This window comes from Lelliottia sp. JS-SCA-14, assembly GCF_035593345.1.
Lineage (GTDB): Bacteria > Pseudomonadota > Gammaproteobacteria > Enterobacterales > Enterobacteriaceae > Enterobacter > Enterobacter wanjuensis.
This window is the reverse complement of the sequence record NZ_CP141606.1, coordinates 50,985-66,859: the sequence shown is the minus strand read 5'-3', so window position 1 is coordinate 66,859 and position 15,875 is coordinate 50,985. Positions and strand designations below refer to the sequence as shown.

General features: G+C 58.6%; 16 protein-coding genes and 1 other annotated feature. Of the genes, 5 read left to right on the top strand and 11 right to left on the bottom strand.

Going from position 1 to position 15,875, the window contains the following annotated elements:
• Nucleotides 1–8 precede the first annotated feature (8 nt).
• The gene (emrD, locus tag U9O48_RS00330) at nucleotides 9–1,193 is read left to right on the top strand and encodes a multidrug efflux MFS transporter EmrD (protein ID WP_285155039.1); all 1,185 of its coding nucleotides are present in this window, start codon (nucleotides 9–11) and stop codon (nucleotides 1,191–1,193) included.
• Here the strand turns inward: emrD and U9O48_RS00325 are convergent.
• Both U9O48_RS00325 and dsdC read right to left on the bottom strand, forming a co-directional pair.
• Nucleotides 1,096–2,184, bottom strand: coding sequence for a cellulase family glycosylhydrolase (locus U9O48_RS00325; RefSeq protein WP_324723272.1), 1,089 nt, complete (start codon nucleotides 2,182–2,184; stop codon nucleotides 1,096–1,098). The genes emrD and U9O48_RS00325 overlap by 98 nt on opposite strands.
• An 86-nt stretch (nucleotides 2,185–2,270) precedes the next feature.
• Nucleotides 2,271–3,197 (bottom strand): DNA-binding transcriptional regulator DsdC, encoded by a 927-nt coding sequence (gene dsdC / locus U9O48_RS00320; protein WP_285155041.1) that lies wholly within the window; start codon nucleotides 3,195–3,197, stop codon nucleotides 2,271–2,273.
• Nucleotides 3,198–3,412: 215 nt separating this feature from the next.
• Between dsdC and dsdX the strand changes: the two genes are divergently transcribed.
• Together dsdX and dsdA are read left to right on the top strand one after the other, a co-directional pair.
• Nucleotides 3,413–4,750, top strand: coding sequence for a D-serine transporter DsdX (gene dsdX, locus U9O48_RS00315; protein ID WP_324723271.1), 1,338 nt, complete (start codon nucleotides 3,413–3,415; stop codon nucleotides 4,748–4,750).
• A gap of 17 nt (nucleotides 4,751–4,767) precedes the next feature.
• Nucleotides 4,768–6,069, top strand: a complete 1,302-nt coding sequence (gene dsdA / locus U9O48_RS00310; protein WP_324723270.1) for a D-serine ammonia-lyase — start codon at nucleotides 4,768–4,770, stop codon at nucleotides 6,067–6,069.
• On the opposite strand, the gene U9O48_RS00305 is transcribed toward dsdA, so the two are convergent.
• From U9O48_RS00305 to U9O48_RS00285, 5 genes are all read right to left on the bottom strand, one after another.
• Nucleotides 6,055–6,516, bottom strand: a complete 462-nt coding sequence (locus U9O48_RS00305) for a regulator (RefSeq protein WP_324723269.1) — start codon at nucleotides 6,514–6,516, stop codon at nucleotides 6,055–6,057. The genes dsdA and U9O48_RS00305 overlap by 15 nt on opposite strands.
• A gap of 8 nt (nucleotides 6,517–6,524) precedes the next feature.
• Nucleotides 6,525–6,872, bottom strand: coding sequence for a DUF202 domain-containing protein (locus tag U9O48_RS00300; RefSeq protein ID WP_282494043.1), 348 nt, complete (start codon nucleotides 6,870–6,872; stop codon nucleotides 6,525–6,527).
• On the bottom strand, nucleotides 6,862–7,209 hold the full coding sequence (locus U9O48_RS00295; protein WP_282494044.1) for a YidH family protein: 348 nt from the start codon (nucleotides 7,207–7,209) through the stop codon (nucleotides 6,862–6,864). Before U9O48_RS00295 ends, U9O48_RS00300 begins: the two co-directional genes overlap by 11 nt.
• Nucleotides 7,210–7,286: 77 nt before the next feature.
• Complete coding sequence (locus U9O48_RS00290) at nucleotides 7,287–8,609, bottom strand: 6-phospho-alpha-glucosidase (protein ID WP_282494045.1); 1,323 nt, start codon at nucleotides 8,607–8,609, stop codon at nucleotides 7,287–7,289.
• Nucleotides 8,606–10,222, bottom strand: a complete 1,617-nt coding sequence (locus tag U9O48_RS00285; RefSeq protein ID WP_285155044.1) for an alpha-glucoside-specific PTS transporter subunit IIBC — start codon at nucleotides 10,220–10,222, stop codon at nucleotides 8,606–8,608. Before U9O48_RS00285 ends, U9O48_RS00290 begins: the two co-directional genes overlap by 4 nt.
• Nucleotides 10,223–10,443: 221 nt before the next feature.
• On the opposite strand from U9O48_RS00285, the gene U9O48_RS00280 reads away from it, so the two are divergent.
• Complete coding sequence (locus U9O48_RS00280) at nucleotides 10,444–11,190, top strand: GntR family transcriptional regulator (RefSeq protein ID WP_282494047.1); 747 nt, start codon at nucleotides 10,444–10,446, stop codon at nucleotides 11,188–11,190.
• Here U9O48_RS00280 and U9O48_RS00275 read toward each other — a convergent pair.
• The 3 genes from U9O48_RS00275 to ibpA all read right to left on the bottom strand — a co-directional run bounded on the left by U9O48_RS00275 (nucleotide 11,158) and on the right by ibpA (nucleotide 13,967).
• Complete coding sequence (locus tag U9O48_RS00275) at nucleotides 11,158–12,819, bottom strand: putative transporter (RefSeq protein ID WP_324723268.1); 1,662 nt, start codon at nucleotides 12,817–12,819, stop codon at nucleotides 11,158–11,160. The genes U9O48_RS00280 and U9O48_RS00275 overlap by 33 nt on opposite strands.
• Before the next feature lie 175 nt (nucleotides 12,820–12,994).
• Complete coding sequence (ibpB, locus tag U9O48_RS00270; RefSeq protein WP_282494049.1) at nucleotides 12,995–13,423, bottom strand: small heat shock chaperone IbpB; 429 nt, start codon at nucleotides 13,421–13,423, stop codon at nucleotides 12,995–12,997.
• Nucleotides 13,424–13,556: 133 nt separating this feature from the next.
• Nucleotides 13,557–13,967, bottom strand: coding sequence for a small heat shock chaperone IbpA (gene ibpA / locus U9O48_RS00265; protein ID WP_282494050.1), 411 nt, complete (start codon nucleotides 13,965–13,967; stop codon nucleotides 13,557–13,559).
• Nucleotides 13,961–14,033, bottom strand: a sequence feature (ROSE (Repression Of Heat Shock gene Expression) occurs in the 5'-region of heat shock genes and acts as an RNA thermometer to modulate expression.). (Overlaps the previous gene by 7 nt.)
• A gap of 246 nt (nucleotides 14,034–14,279) precedes the next feature.
• On the opposite strand from ibpA, the gene U9O48_RS00260 reads away from it, so the two are divergent.
• Nucleotides 14,280–14,612 (top strand): YceK/YidQ family lipoprotein, encoded by a 333-nt coding sequence (locus U9O48_RS00260; protein WP_282494051.1) that lies wholly within the window; start codon nucleotides 14,280–14,282, stop codon nucleotides 14,610–14,612.
• On the opposite strand, the gene U9O48_RS00255 is transcribed toward U9O48_RS00260, so the two are convergent.
• Nucleotides 14,613–15,839 (bottom strand): DUF3748 domain-containing protein, encoded by a 1,227-nt coding sequence (locus U9O48_RS00255; RefSeq protein ID WP_324723267.1) that lies wholly within the window; start codon nucleotides 15,837–15,839, stop codon nucleotides 14,613–14,615.
• Nucleotides 15,840–15,875: the final 36 nt, after the last annotated feature.

The following is a 15,875-nucleotide window of genomic DNA, read 5'->3' as shown; positions in this document are numbered from 1 at the left end:
TCAGCGACATGAAAAAGCAAAGGAACGTTAATTTACTGTTGATGCTGGTGTTACTGGTGGCCGTCGGTCAGATGGCGCAGACCATTTATATTCCGGCGATTGCAGACATGGCGAAGGAGCTCAGCGTGCGCGAAGGCGCGGTGCAGAGCGTGATGGCCGCCTATCTGCTGACCTACGGCGTCTCGCAGCTGTTCTACGGTCCGCTCTCTGACCGCGTTGGACGCCGCCCGGTGATCCTCGTCGGCATGACGATTTTCATGATCGCCACGGTGATTGCGATGACCACTCACAGCCTGACAATCCTGATTGCCGCCAGTGCCTTACAGGGCATGGGAACCGGCGTCGGCGGGGTGATGGCGCGAACGCTGCCGCGCGACATGTACCAGGGGACGCAGCTGCGCCACGCCAACAGCCTGCTGAATATGGGCATTCTGGTCAGCCCGCTGCTGGCCCCGCTGATTGGCGGCGTGCTGGATAGCATCTGGTCCTGGCGCGCCTGTTACGCCTTCCTGCTGGTGCTGTGCATTATCGTCACCTTCAGCATGGCGCGCTGGATGCCGGAAACGCGCCCGACGGGTGCGCCGCGCACGAAGCTCATCGCCAACTACAAAACGCTGTTCGGCAACGGGGCCTTCACCTGTTATCTGCTGATGTTGATTGGCGGTCTGGCGGGGATTGCGGTGTTTGAAGCCTGTTCCGGCGTGCTACTCGGCGCGGGCCTGGGGCTGAGCAGTATGGTGGTGAGTATTCTGTTTATTCTGCCGATCCCGGCGGCGTTCTTCGGGGCGTGGTTTGCCGGTCGCCCGAATAAACGTTTTTCCACCCTGATGTGGCAGTCGGTGATGAGCTGCCTGCTGGCTGGCGTGATGATGTGGGTCCCGGGCTTACTGGGCGTGATGACCGTCTGGACGCTGCTGATCCCGGCCGCCCTGTTCTTCTTCGGCGCGGGTATGCTTTTCCCGCTGGCGACCAGCGGCGCAATGGAGCCGTTCCCGTTCCTCGCCGGTACCGCGGGCGCTTTGGTCGGGGGTTTGCAAAACATCGGTTCCGGCGCGCTGGCCTGGCTCTCCGCCATGATGCCGCAAACCGGTCAGTCTAGCCTTGGCCTGCTGATGACCCTGATGGGGCTGCTGATTTTGCTGTGCTGGCTGCCGCTGGCGTCGCGTGAGCCGCATCACGAGCAGACGATTTAATCACATGATGGCCCGGCTTCTCGTCGGGCTTTTCGCACACCGGGGCGAGCATCGCCTGCAATAACGGTTCCGGTCCCGGTCGCCACGCCCCCTCCTCCCCGTCGTAAAACTGGAAATCCGCGTTAATCGCGTACGGGATTTTGGCTTTTTGCAGTTCACAGGCCATGAAGTTCGCGAACGCCATCTGCGGCGCCGTCGGCGTCACGCGGCTGGATTCGCCCACACCCCAGCCGCCCACCCAGCTCACATGCCCGGTTTTTTGCTGCCAGCGCAGGGCGGTGTTAATCCGGCTGCGAATCGCCGATTTCTCCGCCGCAGTGCCTGACGTCCAGGGGTATTTACCGTTGTTCTTGAGCGGTCCCCACGGGAAGATGTGCCACTCGGCCAGGACGTAGTTTTGGCTATGAGCAGGCAGCCGGAGGCTGGTGAGATCTTCCGGTGCCGCGCGCAGGCGCGGAGCGACGAAAATCATGCGATCGGCATCGATGGCGTGAATCGCTTTGATCGTTTTATCGTAGACGCGGTTGAGGGACGCGATGTTGTGATTCAGCTTGTCCGCCGGTTCGTAGATCAGGTCAAACCCGAGCAGCGGCGAGCTTTTCTCGAAGTAGTGCGCGACGGCTATCCACCAGTTCACCACCTCTTTTTCGTTATCCGCTTTCGGGTCGTTTTTGTACTCATCCGCCTGGTAGGCAATCACCGGAATGACGCCGTACTGATCGCAGGCCTCCACCAGCTTGCGCAGGTGAATCAGCCGCGCTTCCGTTGGCTCTCCCGCCACGCGAATGCGCACGTGGGTAAAGCCCTTGGCCTTAAAATCACGCACTTCCAGCGGGTCGAACTCACGAATGCCGCGCTCGGTGCGCGCCCAGTCCACGTCGATACCCACGCCGAGCTGCTGCGCATAGCGCGCAGCCGTCAGCGGAGGCTCAGCGGCAGACACCCAGCCAGAGGAGAAAATCAGCGCAGCGGCGATCAGAGGCTTTAACACGGTTAACCTTGCGAAGAATCGAAAGCAATAGGCTGTATTTAGCACGCTTTTTGCCGTTTGGTGTAGAGGCTAAGCGTAATAATTCTTCATCCCACCTGACTTTTCAGCCAGTCGATAAAGGCATCAATTTTCGGCCACTGCCTGCCGGAGAGGGTCGAGATGTAGTAGTGCTGATGGCATTTCAGCGCTTTCTCGCCGAATGGCGCGATCAGCTCCCCGCGATCCAACCGCTTTTGCACCAGCCGCTGCCGCCCCATGGCGACGCCGACGTGGTTCATTGCCGCGATAACCGCTAAATCGGAGCGATCGAAGCCAATTCCCGACGATGGCGGCAAATTCACGCCAAAGTGCTGCGCCCAGCTAAACCACTCGTCGGTGCCTGAATCATTGCTCCACGCCTGGCGGTCGTGCAAAAGAGTGCAGTGGCGCAGGTTGTCGGGGTTTTTCATCAGCTCGTGCTCGCGCGCGTATTCCGGGGTGCAGACCGGCAGGATGGCCTCGTCCATCAGGAAATGGTGAGAAAGCTGCGTGGGCGGCGTATCGTCGAAATAGAGCGCCAGATCGATACCCGTTCGCTGCATGTTCGGGTAATCGTTGCCCGTCAGAATGGTCAGAGAGATCGACGGATAGCGGCGGGTGAAATCCCCGAGCATCGGCACCAGCCAGCACTGGGCGATAGACGGGCGCGAATAGACGGTCAGGGTGCCGGAGAGCGCCTGATTTTTGATGTCGAGGATCTCCTGATTCAGGGTATCGAGCGACGATTTCAGCGTCCAGAAGACGCGCTTTCCCTCCGGCGTCAGCTCCACCTTACGGTGCGAACGGACGAACAGCTGAATTCCCAGCTCCTCTTCCAGCAGGTTAATGCGATGGCTGACCGCGCTCGGGCTGAGGGACAGCTCTTCCGCCGCCAGCGCGAAGGACTCGTGCCGGGCCGCCACCTCAAAGGTGTACATTTTCGACAGCTGCCAGCCATTCAGCAGGCGATTTCCGACCTCGTTCTCATCGTTCATGGCGACTTTTTTCTCTCTTCAGACTCATTTCACTGCGTCCAGAATACCGGTTCTGGATGAATTTATGTGAACCAACCCCGTAATAAGTGCGCTTTTTAGAACGGCGTCACTCACTTGATCCAATCTGGCTCACCTGAACGGCAATTTATATCGTTTGTCAGCCGGTGCCGTTTTTTCGTCCAATAGCCGCAGATAACTTAAGGGTGAGGTGAGATATGGGATCTCAGATGTGGGTTGTGGCGACGCTGCTGGCAAGCATCGTGTTGATTGTATTAACCATCGTAAAACTGAAGTTTCACCCGTTTCTGGCGCTGCTGCTGGCAAGCTTTTTCGTCGGCGCGATGATGGGCATGAGCCCGCTGGATATGGTGAATGCCATTGAGAGCGGCATCGGCGGCACGCTGGGATTCCTCGCGGCGGTGATTGGCCTCGGCACCATTCTCGGCAAAATGATGGAAGTGTCCGGCGCGGCGGAGCGCATCGGCCTGACGCTCCAGCGCTGCCGCTGGCTCTCCGCCGATGTGATTATGGTGCTGGTTGGGCTGATCTGCGGTATCACGCTGTTTGTCGAAGTGGGCGTGGTGTTGCTGATCCCGCTGGCGTTTTCGATTGCCAAAAAGACCCGGACCTCGCTGCTGAAACTGGCGATCCCGCTCTGTACCGCGCTGATGGCGGTTCACTGCGTGGTGCCACCGCACCCTGCAGCGCTGTTTGTGACCAACAAACTGGGCGCGGACGTGGGCACGGTGATTGTTTACGGCTTGATGGTCGGGCTGATGGCGTCCCTGGTGGGCGGCCCGCTGTTCCTGAAACTGCTCGGCGATCGCCTGCCGTTCAAGCCGGTTCCGGCGGAGTTTTCTGACCTGAAAGTGCGCGAAGAACACACGCTGCCGACGCTCGGTGCCACGCTGTTCACGGTGCTGCTGCCGATTGGCCTGATGCTGGTGAAAACCATCGCCGAGCTGAACATGGAAAAAACCGGTTCGCTCTACACGCTGCTGGAATTTATCGGCAACCCGATCACCGCCATGTTTATCGCCGTCTTTGTGGCCTACTACCTGCTCGGGATTCGCCAGCATATCGGCATGAGCGCCCTGCTCAAGCACACGGAAACCGGCTTTGGTTCGATTGCTAATATCCTGCTGATCATCGGCGCAGGCGGGGCGTTTAACGCGATCCTCAAAACCAGCGGCCTTGCCGACACTCTGGCGCTGATTTTATCGAATATGCACATGCACCCGATTCTGCTGGCCTGGCTAGTGGCATTGATTCTGCATGCGGCGGTCGGCTCTGCCACCGTGGCGATGATGGGCGCGACGGCGATTGTCGCCCCGATGCTGCCGCTCTATCCCAACGTTAGCCCGGAGATCATCGCCATTGCCATCGGTTCTGGCGCCATTGGCTGCACGATCGTGACGGATTCTCTCTTCTGGCTGGTGAAGCAATACTGCGGCGCGACCCTGAATGAGACCTTCAAATACTATACAACGGCGACATTTATCGCCTCGGTACTTGCACTTGGCTGCACGTTCCTGCTTTCTTTCATTATCTAAGCGCGAAGAGACGTACTATGGAAAACGCAAGCATCACCACCTTAATCGCCCAATTTCCTCTGGTAGAGGATCTGATGGCGCTGAAAGAGACCACCTGGTTTAACCCGCGCACCACCTCGCTTGCCGAAGGGTTGCCGTACGTCGGGCTGACCCAGGCGGATGTGAAGGATGCCCACGCACGCCTGGCGCGGTTTGCGCCTTACCTGGCGAAAGCCTTCCCGGAAACTGCCGCCAAAAACGGCATTATCGAGTCCGACGTGGTGGCTATTCCTGCCATGCAGAGCCGACTGGCGAAGGAATTTGCGACGCCGATTAACGGCACCCTGTTGCTGAAAAAAGACAGTCATCTGCCGATCTCCGGCTCCATTAAAGCGCGCGGCGGGATTTATGAAGTGCTGACCCACGCCGAAAAGCTGGCGCTGGAAGCGGGGCTGCTGTCGCTCACGGACGATTACAGCATTCTGCTGGAGCCGCGCTTCAAGGACTTTTTCAGCCAGTACAGCATCGCCGTCGGCTCGACGGGCAACCTCGGGATGTCGATTGGCATCATGAGCGCCCGCGTCGGCTTTAAGGTGACGGTGCATATGTCGGCCGACGCCCGCGAGTGGAAAAAGGCCAAATTGCGCAGCCACGGCGTGGAAGTGGTGGAGTACGAGCAGGATTACGGCGTGGCGGTGGAGCAAGGGCGCAAGGCCGCTGAGAGCGATCCGAACTGTTTCTTTATCGACGACGAAAACTCCCGCACGCTCTTTTTAGGTTATGCCGTCGCAGGTGAGCGCCTGAAAGCGCAGTTTGCCGAGCAGGGGCGCGTGGTGGATGCGGATCATCCGCTGTATGTCTATCTCCCGTGCGGCGTGGGCGGTGGCCCTGGCGGCGTGGCGTTTGGTCTCAAGCTGGCCTTTGGCGACCATGTTCACTGCTTCTTCGCCGAGCCGACCCATTCACCGTGCATGCTGCTGGGGGTGTATACCGGTTTGCACGATGAGATTGCGGTGCAGGATCTGGGGATTGATAACGTCACGGCGGCGGACGGACTGGCGGTCGGGCGCGCGTCCGGGTTTGTAGGTCGTGCCATGGAGCGCCTGCTGGATGGCTTCTACACCCTGTCCGATCAGAGCATGTACGACATGCTGGGCTGGCTGGCGCAGGAAGAGGGGATTCGCCTCGAGCCATCGGCGCTGGCGGGCATGGCCGGGCCGGTGCGGGTGCCTGTTCAGCCGAACGCGACGCACCTCGTCTGGGCGACCGGCGGCGGTATGGTCCCGGAAGCGGAGATGGCGAAATACCTGGCGAAGGGCCGTCCGTCACTTCTGTCGTAACAGCGCCATCAGCTCCTGCGTCGAGCGGTTGTGCTTTTTCAAATCGCGCATCACTTTCATAAAGGGTGCGCTGTAGTTATAGAACGCCAGATAGCCCTGACAGAGTTCGTCGTCATTGGCCGCCGTGCATAAGCGGCGGCCAGGGCAGGTCTGGCATTTCAGCAGGTCCTTCTTCTCGCACAGCGCGGTGCCGCACCAGCCGTTGAGCGTTTCGTCGAACAGGCGCACCGAAATCTGCCCGATATCCTCCCGAACCCACATGGCAAAAATCTGCGTTAAGAACTGGCCCCAGACCTCTGGCGTGACGGGCTTTTCGCCCAGCGTCTGGGGTAAAAAATGGAGGTTTTTGCTTCCGCTCTGACGTAACGATTGATACACCTTCCCTGGTTCACGTACGTTGCAGTTATCCACCACAACCACGCGGGTACTCTCGTGGCATCCTGTCATTGACGACCCTAAAAATTCAGAATTTGCTGTAAGTGCGTAACAGCAAACAGCAATGCGAGGGAGAGTACTGCGAGAGAGATCAAGAATTTGTCACGCACCGCTTTCGGCTGCACAAAATCATCGCGATTCACGTCCATCAGATTGCGGCTGCGGGTGTAGCGCCAGAGAATTGTCGCCACCAGCGCCAGCACCACCAGCGATACCCAGAACGGCAGACCGGTGCGGTGCCAGTTGTGTTTAATCGCCAGCGCAATCAACGCGCCGTAGCCGAGCAGTGTGCGCAGCCAGGCGAGCGACGTGCGTTCAGGCTGCAGGCCGGGATCGACTTCCCGCCGCGCTTTGCGGCTATCCGCCATAGAACACCAGCGCCATCACCACGCCCGCCACCGTCAGTAAAATCACACTGATTGCCAGCAGCCCGCGCGTGTAGGGCAGATCCTGCTTGAGGCGCATCGCCTTTTCATTGCGCAGCCAGCGGAGGTAGCCGTAGATCGCCAGCACACCGGCGAACAGACAGAGCAGCAGCGCCAGCACTTCGCGAATCAGGGGAGTGGCAAAATCCGGGGCGAGCTGGTCCAGCCCGACACCTGCGGCAAGAAACCCCAGCGCGGTGCGGATCCATGCCAGAAATGTGCGTTCATTGGCGAGAGAAAACCGATAGTCCGGCGCTTCGCCCAGCTGGGAAATTTTCATGAAGGCTCCTTGTCGTCGCGCAAGCAGGCTTCAGCATAGCGTAAATTGACCGGCATCTGGGATGCCGGTCGGCGGGATTAGTGCAATTCAGGCCAGTACTCTTTGTTGGCCTCAATCAGATCGTCAAGAATGGCTTTGGCGACAGACGCGCTCGGCACGGTTTTAGAGAGCGTAATCGCCTGCCAGAGTTTGGTGTAGGAACGCTCTTCCCAGGCGTCGACCACCAGTTTCTCCACCGCCACCTGCTGACCCATCAGCCCTTTCTGGAAGTGCGGGATGTCGCCCACGGTCAGCGGCTCAGGGCCGTTTTTGCCGACCAGGCACGGGATTTCGACCATCGCATCAGAATCGAAGTTATGGATAGCGCCGTTGTTCGGCACAATCAGCAGCATCCGCTCCTGAGTGTTGAAGGCGATGGCGGTAGCCAGATCGACGATGTACGACGCATGTTCGTCGATTTCCAGCTCACCGGCGGAGGATTTCCCCGCTTCGATGATCGCGCGGCAGGAGCTAAAGACGTGCTTCTCGCGGTGATCCATCACTTCGTTGGCGCGGGTGCGTTCCGGGTTGGAGTGCGCCACCACGTAATCCGGGAAGAAGTAATATTTCAGGTAGGTGTTCGGCATGGTGTCCGGGTCGAGCGCCTGCACGTCTTTTGCCTTGGCGAAAGTGTCGTTCCAGCTCGCTTCCGTATGCGCATCATCAGAGGGCGGCACATAGCCGTGTTTCGCGACGTATTCGCGCAGTTTCGGCATCAGATCGTTCCCGTTCAGGTCTTCAATCGACGTCCACCAGCCGAAGTGGTTCAGGCCGTAGTAGCGCACGCGCATCTCTTTGCGATCTTTCAGGCCGACAATCTGCGCCATTCGCCCTTCGATGCCGATGGGCATATCGCAGATGTTGAGGATTTTGGCCTGTGGACGCAGACGACGCGTCGCTTCAGCGACGATTGCCGCCGGGTTGGAGTAGTTCAGCATCCACGCGTTCGGGGAGTATTTCTCCATGTAATCCACCAGCTCCAGCACGCCGCCAATGGAGCGCATGCCGTAGGAGATCCCGCCCGGCCCGCAGGTTTCCTGGCCCAGCACGCCGTGACGCAGCGGGATTTTTTCATCTTTTTCGCGCATCGGGTATTTGCCGACGCGAATATGCGCCATCACAAAGTCCACGTCGGTAAAGGCCGCTTTAGGATCGGTGGTGTAGCTGAATTCGATGTCCGGAGCTTGCTCCTGGAGGATGATTTTGCACGCCTCGGCGATGGTCTCCTGACGTGCGCCGTCGTTGTCATAGAACTTGAGGGCGCGCAGCGGGAAGCGATCGCGATTCGCCAGTAACATCAGGACGATACCCGGAGTGAAAGTACTGCCGCCGCCTGCGATAACAACTGAGAATTTTTTCATGATACAGCCTCTGTCAGGGTAGATGATGGGGTCGAAGAAGGAGTGTTCATCAGGGATTCAAGCTGGTCGCGCACCTGTGGCACGTGCAGCCCGACAATCACCTGAATCCCGTTGCCGCGACGCACCACACCGTGGGCGCCAAGGGCTTTGAAAACGTCGTCACTTTGCGTTTTGCTCATGTCTATCAGGGCGATACGCAGTCGGGTGGCGCAGTTGTTGATGCTTTCGATATTGCCTGCCCCGCCGAGCGCCTGCAGATAGCCTGCCGCCTGGCCCGAGCTGGTATTGGCGGCGACGGTGGTTTGCCCGCGCGCAGCCTGGTAATCCGCTTTGCTGTAGAGTTTGATTTCGCTCTCTTCGCGGCCCGGTGTTTTCAGGTTGAAGCGTTCGATGAGGGTCTTAAAGACCAGGAAGTAGAGCCCGGTGAAGCACACGCCGATGCCAATCTGGGTGAACATCATCGAGGCATGGTTGTGGAACATGGGGATCCAGTTTTGCGGCAGGAACTGGTCGAGCAGACCGCCGCCCATGTTGCCGACCACGCCGAACATGTACATCACGGTCGCCATGGTTGCCGCCAGCACCGCGTGAACGGCAAACAGCAGCGGGGAGATAAACAGGAAGGTGAACTCCAGCGGCTCAGTGATCCCCACCAGCATCGCGGTGAGGGTGGCCGGGATCAGCAGGCCCGCCACTTTGACGCGGTTTTCCGGCGACGCGGTGTACCACAGCGCCAGCGCAATCCCGACGGAGCCGAACACTTTCGAGTTACCGTGCAGGGCAAAACCGCCTTCCGGGAACAGGGTTTTCAGCGGCAGCGTGCTCTGGCTGAACTCCTGCAGATGCTGCGCCCAGTAAACCTGGATACCGCCCTCGACCGCCGCCGGGCCGAAAATAAACGGACCGTAGACGAAGTGATGCAGGCCGGTTGGGATCAGAATGCGTTCGAGGAAGGTGTAAACCCACACGCCCAGCGCCCCGGCGGAGCGTAAAAACGCCTGCAACGACTCGATGCCCATCTGCACTTTTGGCCAGCCGAGCAAAGTCAGCCAGGCGCAGGGAATCATCACGAAGAAGGCGATGATCACCACGAACGAAGTGCCCTGGAAGATGCCCAGGAAGACCGGCAGCTGTTTATCGAAATAGCGGTTGTGGATGGCGGTCACCAGCCCGGAGATCACAATCGCGCCGATGATGCTGGTGTCGAGGGTTTTGATCCCGGCAATCATCGCCAGCCCGCTGCCCGCCGTCGGTTCAGCCATGAAGTTCACGCCAAAGAACTGACCCCAGGTCATGCCCATCGCGTTAATAAAATAGTTCCAGGTCAGGAAGCTAATCAGTACCGCCAGGCAGGCCCGGCCCTGTGCCTGTTTGGCCAGACCAATCGGTAAACCGACGGCGAAAATTAGCGGCATATTGCGAAAGACCGCCCAGCCGCCCTCTTCAATGATGTGGACGATTTGCGCAAACAGATGATCGGGTGCCGTTAACGCCTCGCCCACAAAAAGCGGATTGCGCAGCATGATGGCGATTCCGACCACCATGCCTGCGAAAGGGAACAACAGCACCGGGGTAAACATGGCGCCGCCAAAACGTTGTATTTGACTGAGCATCTTTAAATCCTCATGTAACAACCTGTAGGGGGTTTGGCCTTATTGGTTTTGTGCTGGCCTGAACTGAGGATAAGAATTTACTCAGCGGCTAACACCGCGTCCCGCTGCGTTCCGTGATCGCATTCATGGTTTTAATTTGCTCACTCAGGTCTACTTTCAGTTCAAAATATGGACATGTTAAGACGCGATGCCCGCATGAATCAGCGCAGAGAGGTCTACAGGTGATCTACAAATCCATAGCCGACAGACTCCGGTTGCGGCTCAATTCGTCCGATTACAACGTCGGCAGCCCGCTGCCTGGCGAAAAGGCGCTGGCGCAGGAGTTCGGCGTGGCGCGCATGACGATCCGCAAGGCTATCGATCTGCTGGTCGGCTGGGGGCTGGTGGTGCGCCGTCACGGCAGCGGCACCTTCGTCGCGCGCAAGGACGTTCACCACGAAACCACCAATCTGACCGGGCTGGTGGAAGTGCTACGCCAGCAGGGCAAAGAGGTGCAGAGCAAGGTGTTGCAGTTTGAAGTGATGCCCGCCCCGCCCGCTATCGCCAGCCAGCTGCGCATCCAGATAGATGAACGGATCTACTTTTCGCGCCGGGTGCGTTACGTCGAGGGAAAACCGCTGATGCTGGAGGACAGCTTTATGCCCGTGAAGCTGTTTCGCAACCTGTCGCTGGCGCATCTTGAGGGGTCGAAGTTTGATTACATCGAGAAGGAGTGCGGGATCACCATCAGCGGGAATTACGAGAGCCTGACGCCGGTGCTGGCGGACCGCCAGATGGCAAACCTGATGAACTTACCGGAACAGACGCCGCTGCTGCGCATTACCTCCCTTTCCTACAGCGACAGCGGCGAGTTCCTCAATTATTCGGTGATGTTCCGTAATACCAGCGATTATCAGGTGGACTACCATCTGCGGCGCATCCACCCGGACGAGCTGTTAGCCTATCCCCCAGAACAGCACGGCCAGTAGCTGCGGGGTGATGATGCGCAGGAACATCACCAGCGGATAAACGGTGGCGTACGAAAGCGCCGCCGCGCCGCTGGTGGCGTGCAGGTTATTGGCGAAGGCCAGCGCGGGTGGATCGGTCATCGACCCGGCCAGCATCCCGCACAGGGTCAGGTAGTTCATCTTCGCGAACATCCGCGCCAGTATCCCGACCGTCAGCAGCGGCACCGCGGTGATGACAATCCCGTAGCCAATCCAGCTTATCCCCTCGCCCTGGGTCAGGGTGTGGATAAAGTCTCCGCCGGATTTCAGCCCCACCACCGACAGGAACAGCACGATCCCCAGCTCGCGCAGGGCCAGGTTCGCGCTCGGTGGCATGAACCAGTACAGCTTCCCGATACAGCCGATCCGCCCCAGAATCAGCGCCATGATCAGCGGCCCGCCCGCCAGACCGAGCTTCAGCGCCACCGGGAAACCGGGCACGTACAGGGGAATAGAGCCGAGCAGCACGCCGAGCCCAATGCCGATAAACACTGGCAGCATCTGCACCTGCTGCAATTTTTGCTGCGCGTTGCCGACCATATCGGCGACGGCATCGATGGACGACGGGCGGCCCACCAGATTGAGGATATCGCCAAACTGCAGGCTGGCATCCGGGCTGGCGACCAGCTCAACGCCCGCGCGATTAAGGCGCGAGATCACCACGTCGTAGCGCTCTTTCACCTGCAGATCGCGGATTTTCTTGCCCAGAACCTGCTCGTTGGTGACCACCACGCGTTCGACGCGCATGTCGGTGCCGCGCGTGGAGAGCGACGTATCCACCTCCTGACCGATCACCAGCTGGGCGCTGTGCAGATCGCCGGGCTGGCCGACCAGATGCAGTAAATCGCCGAGCTGAATCACGGTGCCGGGCGAGGGCACCATCAGCATCTCATCGCGTTTCAGGCGCGAGCAGATGATGTTGGCGCTGTTCAGGATCGGCACATCCTGAATCGCCATCTGGTTCAGATTGGGGTTTTCGACGCGGATGTTGATGGTTTTGATCAGCATGTGGCCGTTGGTCATCGTCGATTCATGCTTTTTCGCCTCGTCATCGACGTTGATGCGAAACAGCACGCGCACCAGCCACATGGTCAGCAGAATACCGCAAATCCCGAACGGGTAGGCCATCGCATAGCTCATCCCCATTTGATCGACGACGTCTGGCGCAATGCCCAGATCGCGCAGGATTTGCTGCCCGGCCCCCAGCGCAGGGGTGTTGGTGACCGCGCCGGAGAAGATCCCCAGCACCACCGGAAGCGGAATTTCAAAGAGTTTGTGCAGAATGGCAGTAACGAGACCGCCCATCACCACAATGCCGAGGGCAAAGAGATTCAGGCGCAGGCCGGAGACGCGAAGCGAGGCGAAAAACCCAGGGCCGACCTGAATACCGATGGTGTAGACGAAGAGGATCAGGCCGAATTCCTGGATGAAGTGCAGCATTTCCGCACTGAGGGTCAGCCCAAGCTGATCGGCGAAATGGCCGACAAAAATCCCGCCGAACAGCACCCCGCCAATGCCAAATCCGACACCGCGGATTTTGATATTGCCAATCCCCAGCCCAACCACCGCAACCAGGGCCAACACGCTAACCGTTAACGCGATATCACTCATGACCTTTTCCCTGCGCATATCCTTAGTGATTAAGGGGATTCTCGCAGAGGTTGCGGGGAATGTATGGGTGATGGCGCACAAAAAAGCCCCGCCGAAGCGGGGCTTTGGAGAGGTCGGGCTTTGTGCGGTCTGGTGCCCTCTCCCACAGGGAGAGGGAGAAGAGCAACACAGCGTATTAGCTATTCAACGCCGGACGCTCGCTGATCGCAATTTTCTGCGGGGCCAGCGCTTCCGGGACGTTGCGCGTCAGGTCGATGTGCAACAGCCCGTTGGTAAAGGTCGCACCGGAAACTTCCATATGGTCGGCCAGGGTAAAGCTCAGGCTAAACGGCTGAGTCACCAGGCCCTGATGCAGCCACTGGGTCTCGGTTTGCGGTTTTTCCGGCGTCCCTTTCACGGTCAGGCGCGTGCCTTCGAGCTGGATGTCGAGATCGTCCTGACGGAACCCGGCCAGCGCGAGCGTGATGCGGTAGTGGTTGTCATCGCTCTTTTCGATGTTGTACGGCGGAAAACTCTGTTGTTCAGCCGTGCTTTGCAGGGCGTTAGCCAGTTTGTCAAAACCAATCCACTGACGCAGCAGGGGGGATAAATCGTAGTTACGCATCGTTAATCTCCTTCTGAGAAGCGAGTTAAGCACTGTTTTTAGTGCGCAGTTGTTCCTGCAAATCCTGACGGATTCGCACCGGCTCCCGTTTCGGCAAGCCACTCTGGGTGGGCCGCACAGGCGACCCGCTTAATTAGTTGATCTCGATACGGCGCGGTTTTTTCTCTTCCGGAATCACACGTTCCAAATCGATAAACAGCAGGCCGTTGACCAGGTTCGCACCGTGAACGTGGATGTTCTCGGCAAGCTGGAATTTGCGCTCAAAGTTGCGCTCAGCAATGCCCTGGTAGAGATAGGTACGCTCTTTCTGCTCGGCGGTATGCGCCCCTTTCACCACCAGCAGGTTGTCCTGCGCGGTGATTTCCAGTTCGCTCTCGGCAAAACCGGCGACGGCAATCGCGATGCGGTAGTGGTTTTCGTCAACCAGCTCAACGTTGTATGGAGGGTAGCCGTTACTCTGGCTTGAGTTATTTTCTAAATGGTTGAACAGGCGATCGAAACCAATTGCAGAACGGTACAGCGGGGAAAAATCGAAATTACGCATAGATCAAAGCTCCTGAAATCAGCGAGTAATGTTTGCCTTCCACCATGGACAGGCCGTTGTGCCACCAAACACCCATCAGGCGTGTTCGTTCTTCGGCTACCTCTCTAAAATGGGTTTGGTTTCGGTCTTTTCAAGAGGTTAAATGCGAGATTTTTTTGCACTTTGCGAGGACTCGCATAGACTGGGACTACAGCACAAAGAGTGAAATTGCGATGCCTGCCACAGAGCAGCGCTTTCCAGCTATTCTTTTCGTACATGGCTCGCTATAACTCGATATTGCCGTTATGTCGTGCCATTAACATTGATTGACTGATGATGAAAAATGTTCTGATAAAGCTGACAACATGCAGCGTAGTGGTTTTACTTTGCGGGTGTTCGAGCGTGATGTCTCACACCGGCGGTAAAGAAGGAACATATCCGGGCACGCGCGCCAGCGCGAATATGATCTCGGATGACGAGACCAACTGGGGCACCAAATCCCTGGTGATTCTGGATCTGCCGTTCACGGCGGTGATGGACACGCTGCTGGTGCCGTGGGATCTGTTCCGCACCGATAGCTCAGTGCGGTCACGCGTCGAAAAAAGCGAGCAGCAGACGAAGATGACCAACGCCGTTATCCCGCCCGCCGAGATGTCTGCCCCCTGATTACTCTCCGGTTTCAGTCATCCAAAGCTGACGGAAACCGACTGTCTCTTCCATCCACGCCACATAACGGCCATCCGGTGAGAACACCACGGCATCGCCCGACGGCGGATTGCCGTGATCGGACGTCAGAAACCTCACTTCTCCGCTGCGCGCATCGCAGCAGGCAATGCGATTATCCAGCACAAAACCGAGCGCGTCGCCCGACGGATGCCAGTTAAACGCCGACTGAATATCGCTCTGGTTATGCGTCAGCTGGCGCGGTTCGCCGCCCTCTGGCGCAATCAGCCACAGCTGCACAATACCGTTATCATCGCGCATCAGAAACGCGATCTCGCTGCCCTGAGGGTTGCTGCGCACCCAGTGGCGCGGCACGTTGACCAGCCCCGGATAACGATTTTCATGGGTGAAGGTTAAACGGCGCTGCACCACGCCTGCGGGCGGCGCGGGCATGTTTTCCACTGTGCCTTCCAGCGGCGCGTCGCCTGCGCGCTTCCAGCCTGCCTCATCTTTAGGCAAATCAACGATAAACAGCTCCGGCACTTTTTCGCCCCGCTCAGACAGCGTGTCGCCGATAAAGGCTATCCGGTTGTTTCCCACCCAGCCCTCTTCGTAGGCGCGATTGATCTCATCGCTGCCTGGGCGTGGCGTCGGGGTCGTGCGGCTGATCAGCACGCTCCAGAATGTTCCCGCATATTCGCGCGGATGGTTGCCCTGCGGGGTGACCGGGCCAAACGGCGCGGCGACGCCGACATTGCGCAGATCCAGCGCCACGTCGCGCTCATGCAGGACATGGTCGTTATAGGTAAAGCTGACGAACTGTCCGTTGGGACTAAAAACGTGAACGTGGCTTCCGCCGCGCAGCGCGCCGGGGGTAAAGGGTGCGGTGATGTCCATCGCATCGAGATTTTTCACCTGGCCGTTTTGCGCTATCACGCCGCGACGGTGGTGAAAATCATACTGCCAGCTTGCATCCGGGTTTTCCGGGCCATGAATGAAGACGTATTGGTCATCCGTGGGATGAACGGTCACCACGCCGACGTGCGCGCCCTGTTCAGCGCGATAGATCACCTCGGTTTCGCCCGTTTTCACATTGACTCGCTCGATCGTCTCGCCGGTAAAAGACGCGCCGGATGGGCGCACGTCATACGCCAGCCACTGGCTGTCAGGCGTCCAGGTGTTGATGTTCGTAAGCTGATGATGGCGGGGAGCGTAGGTGATTTGTTTCATGAAAAGACCCTGATGCGCGGATATCGCATCAGGGTA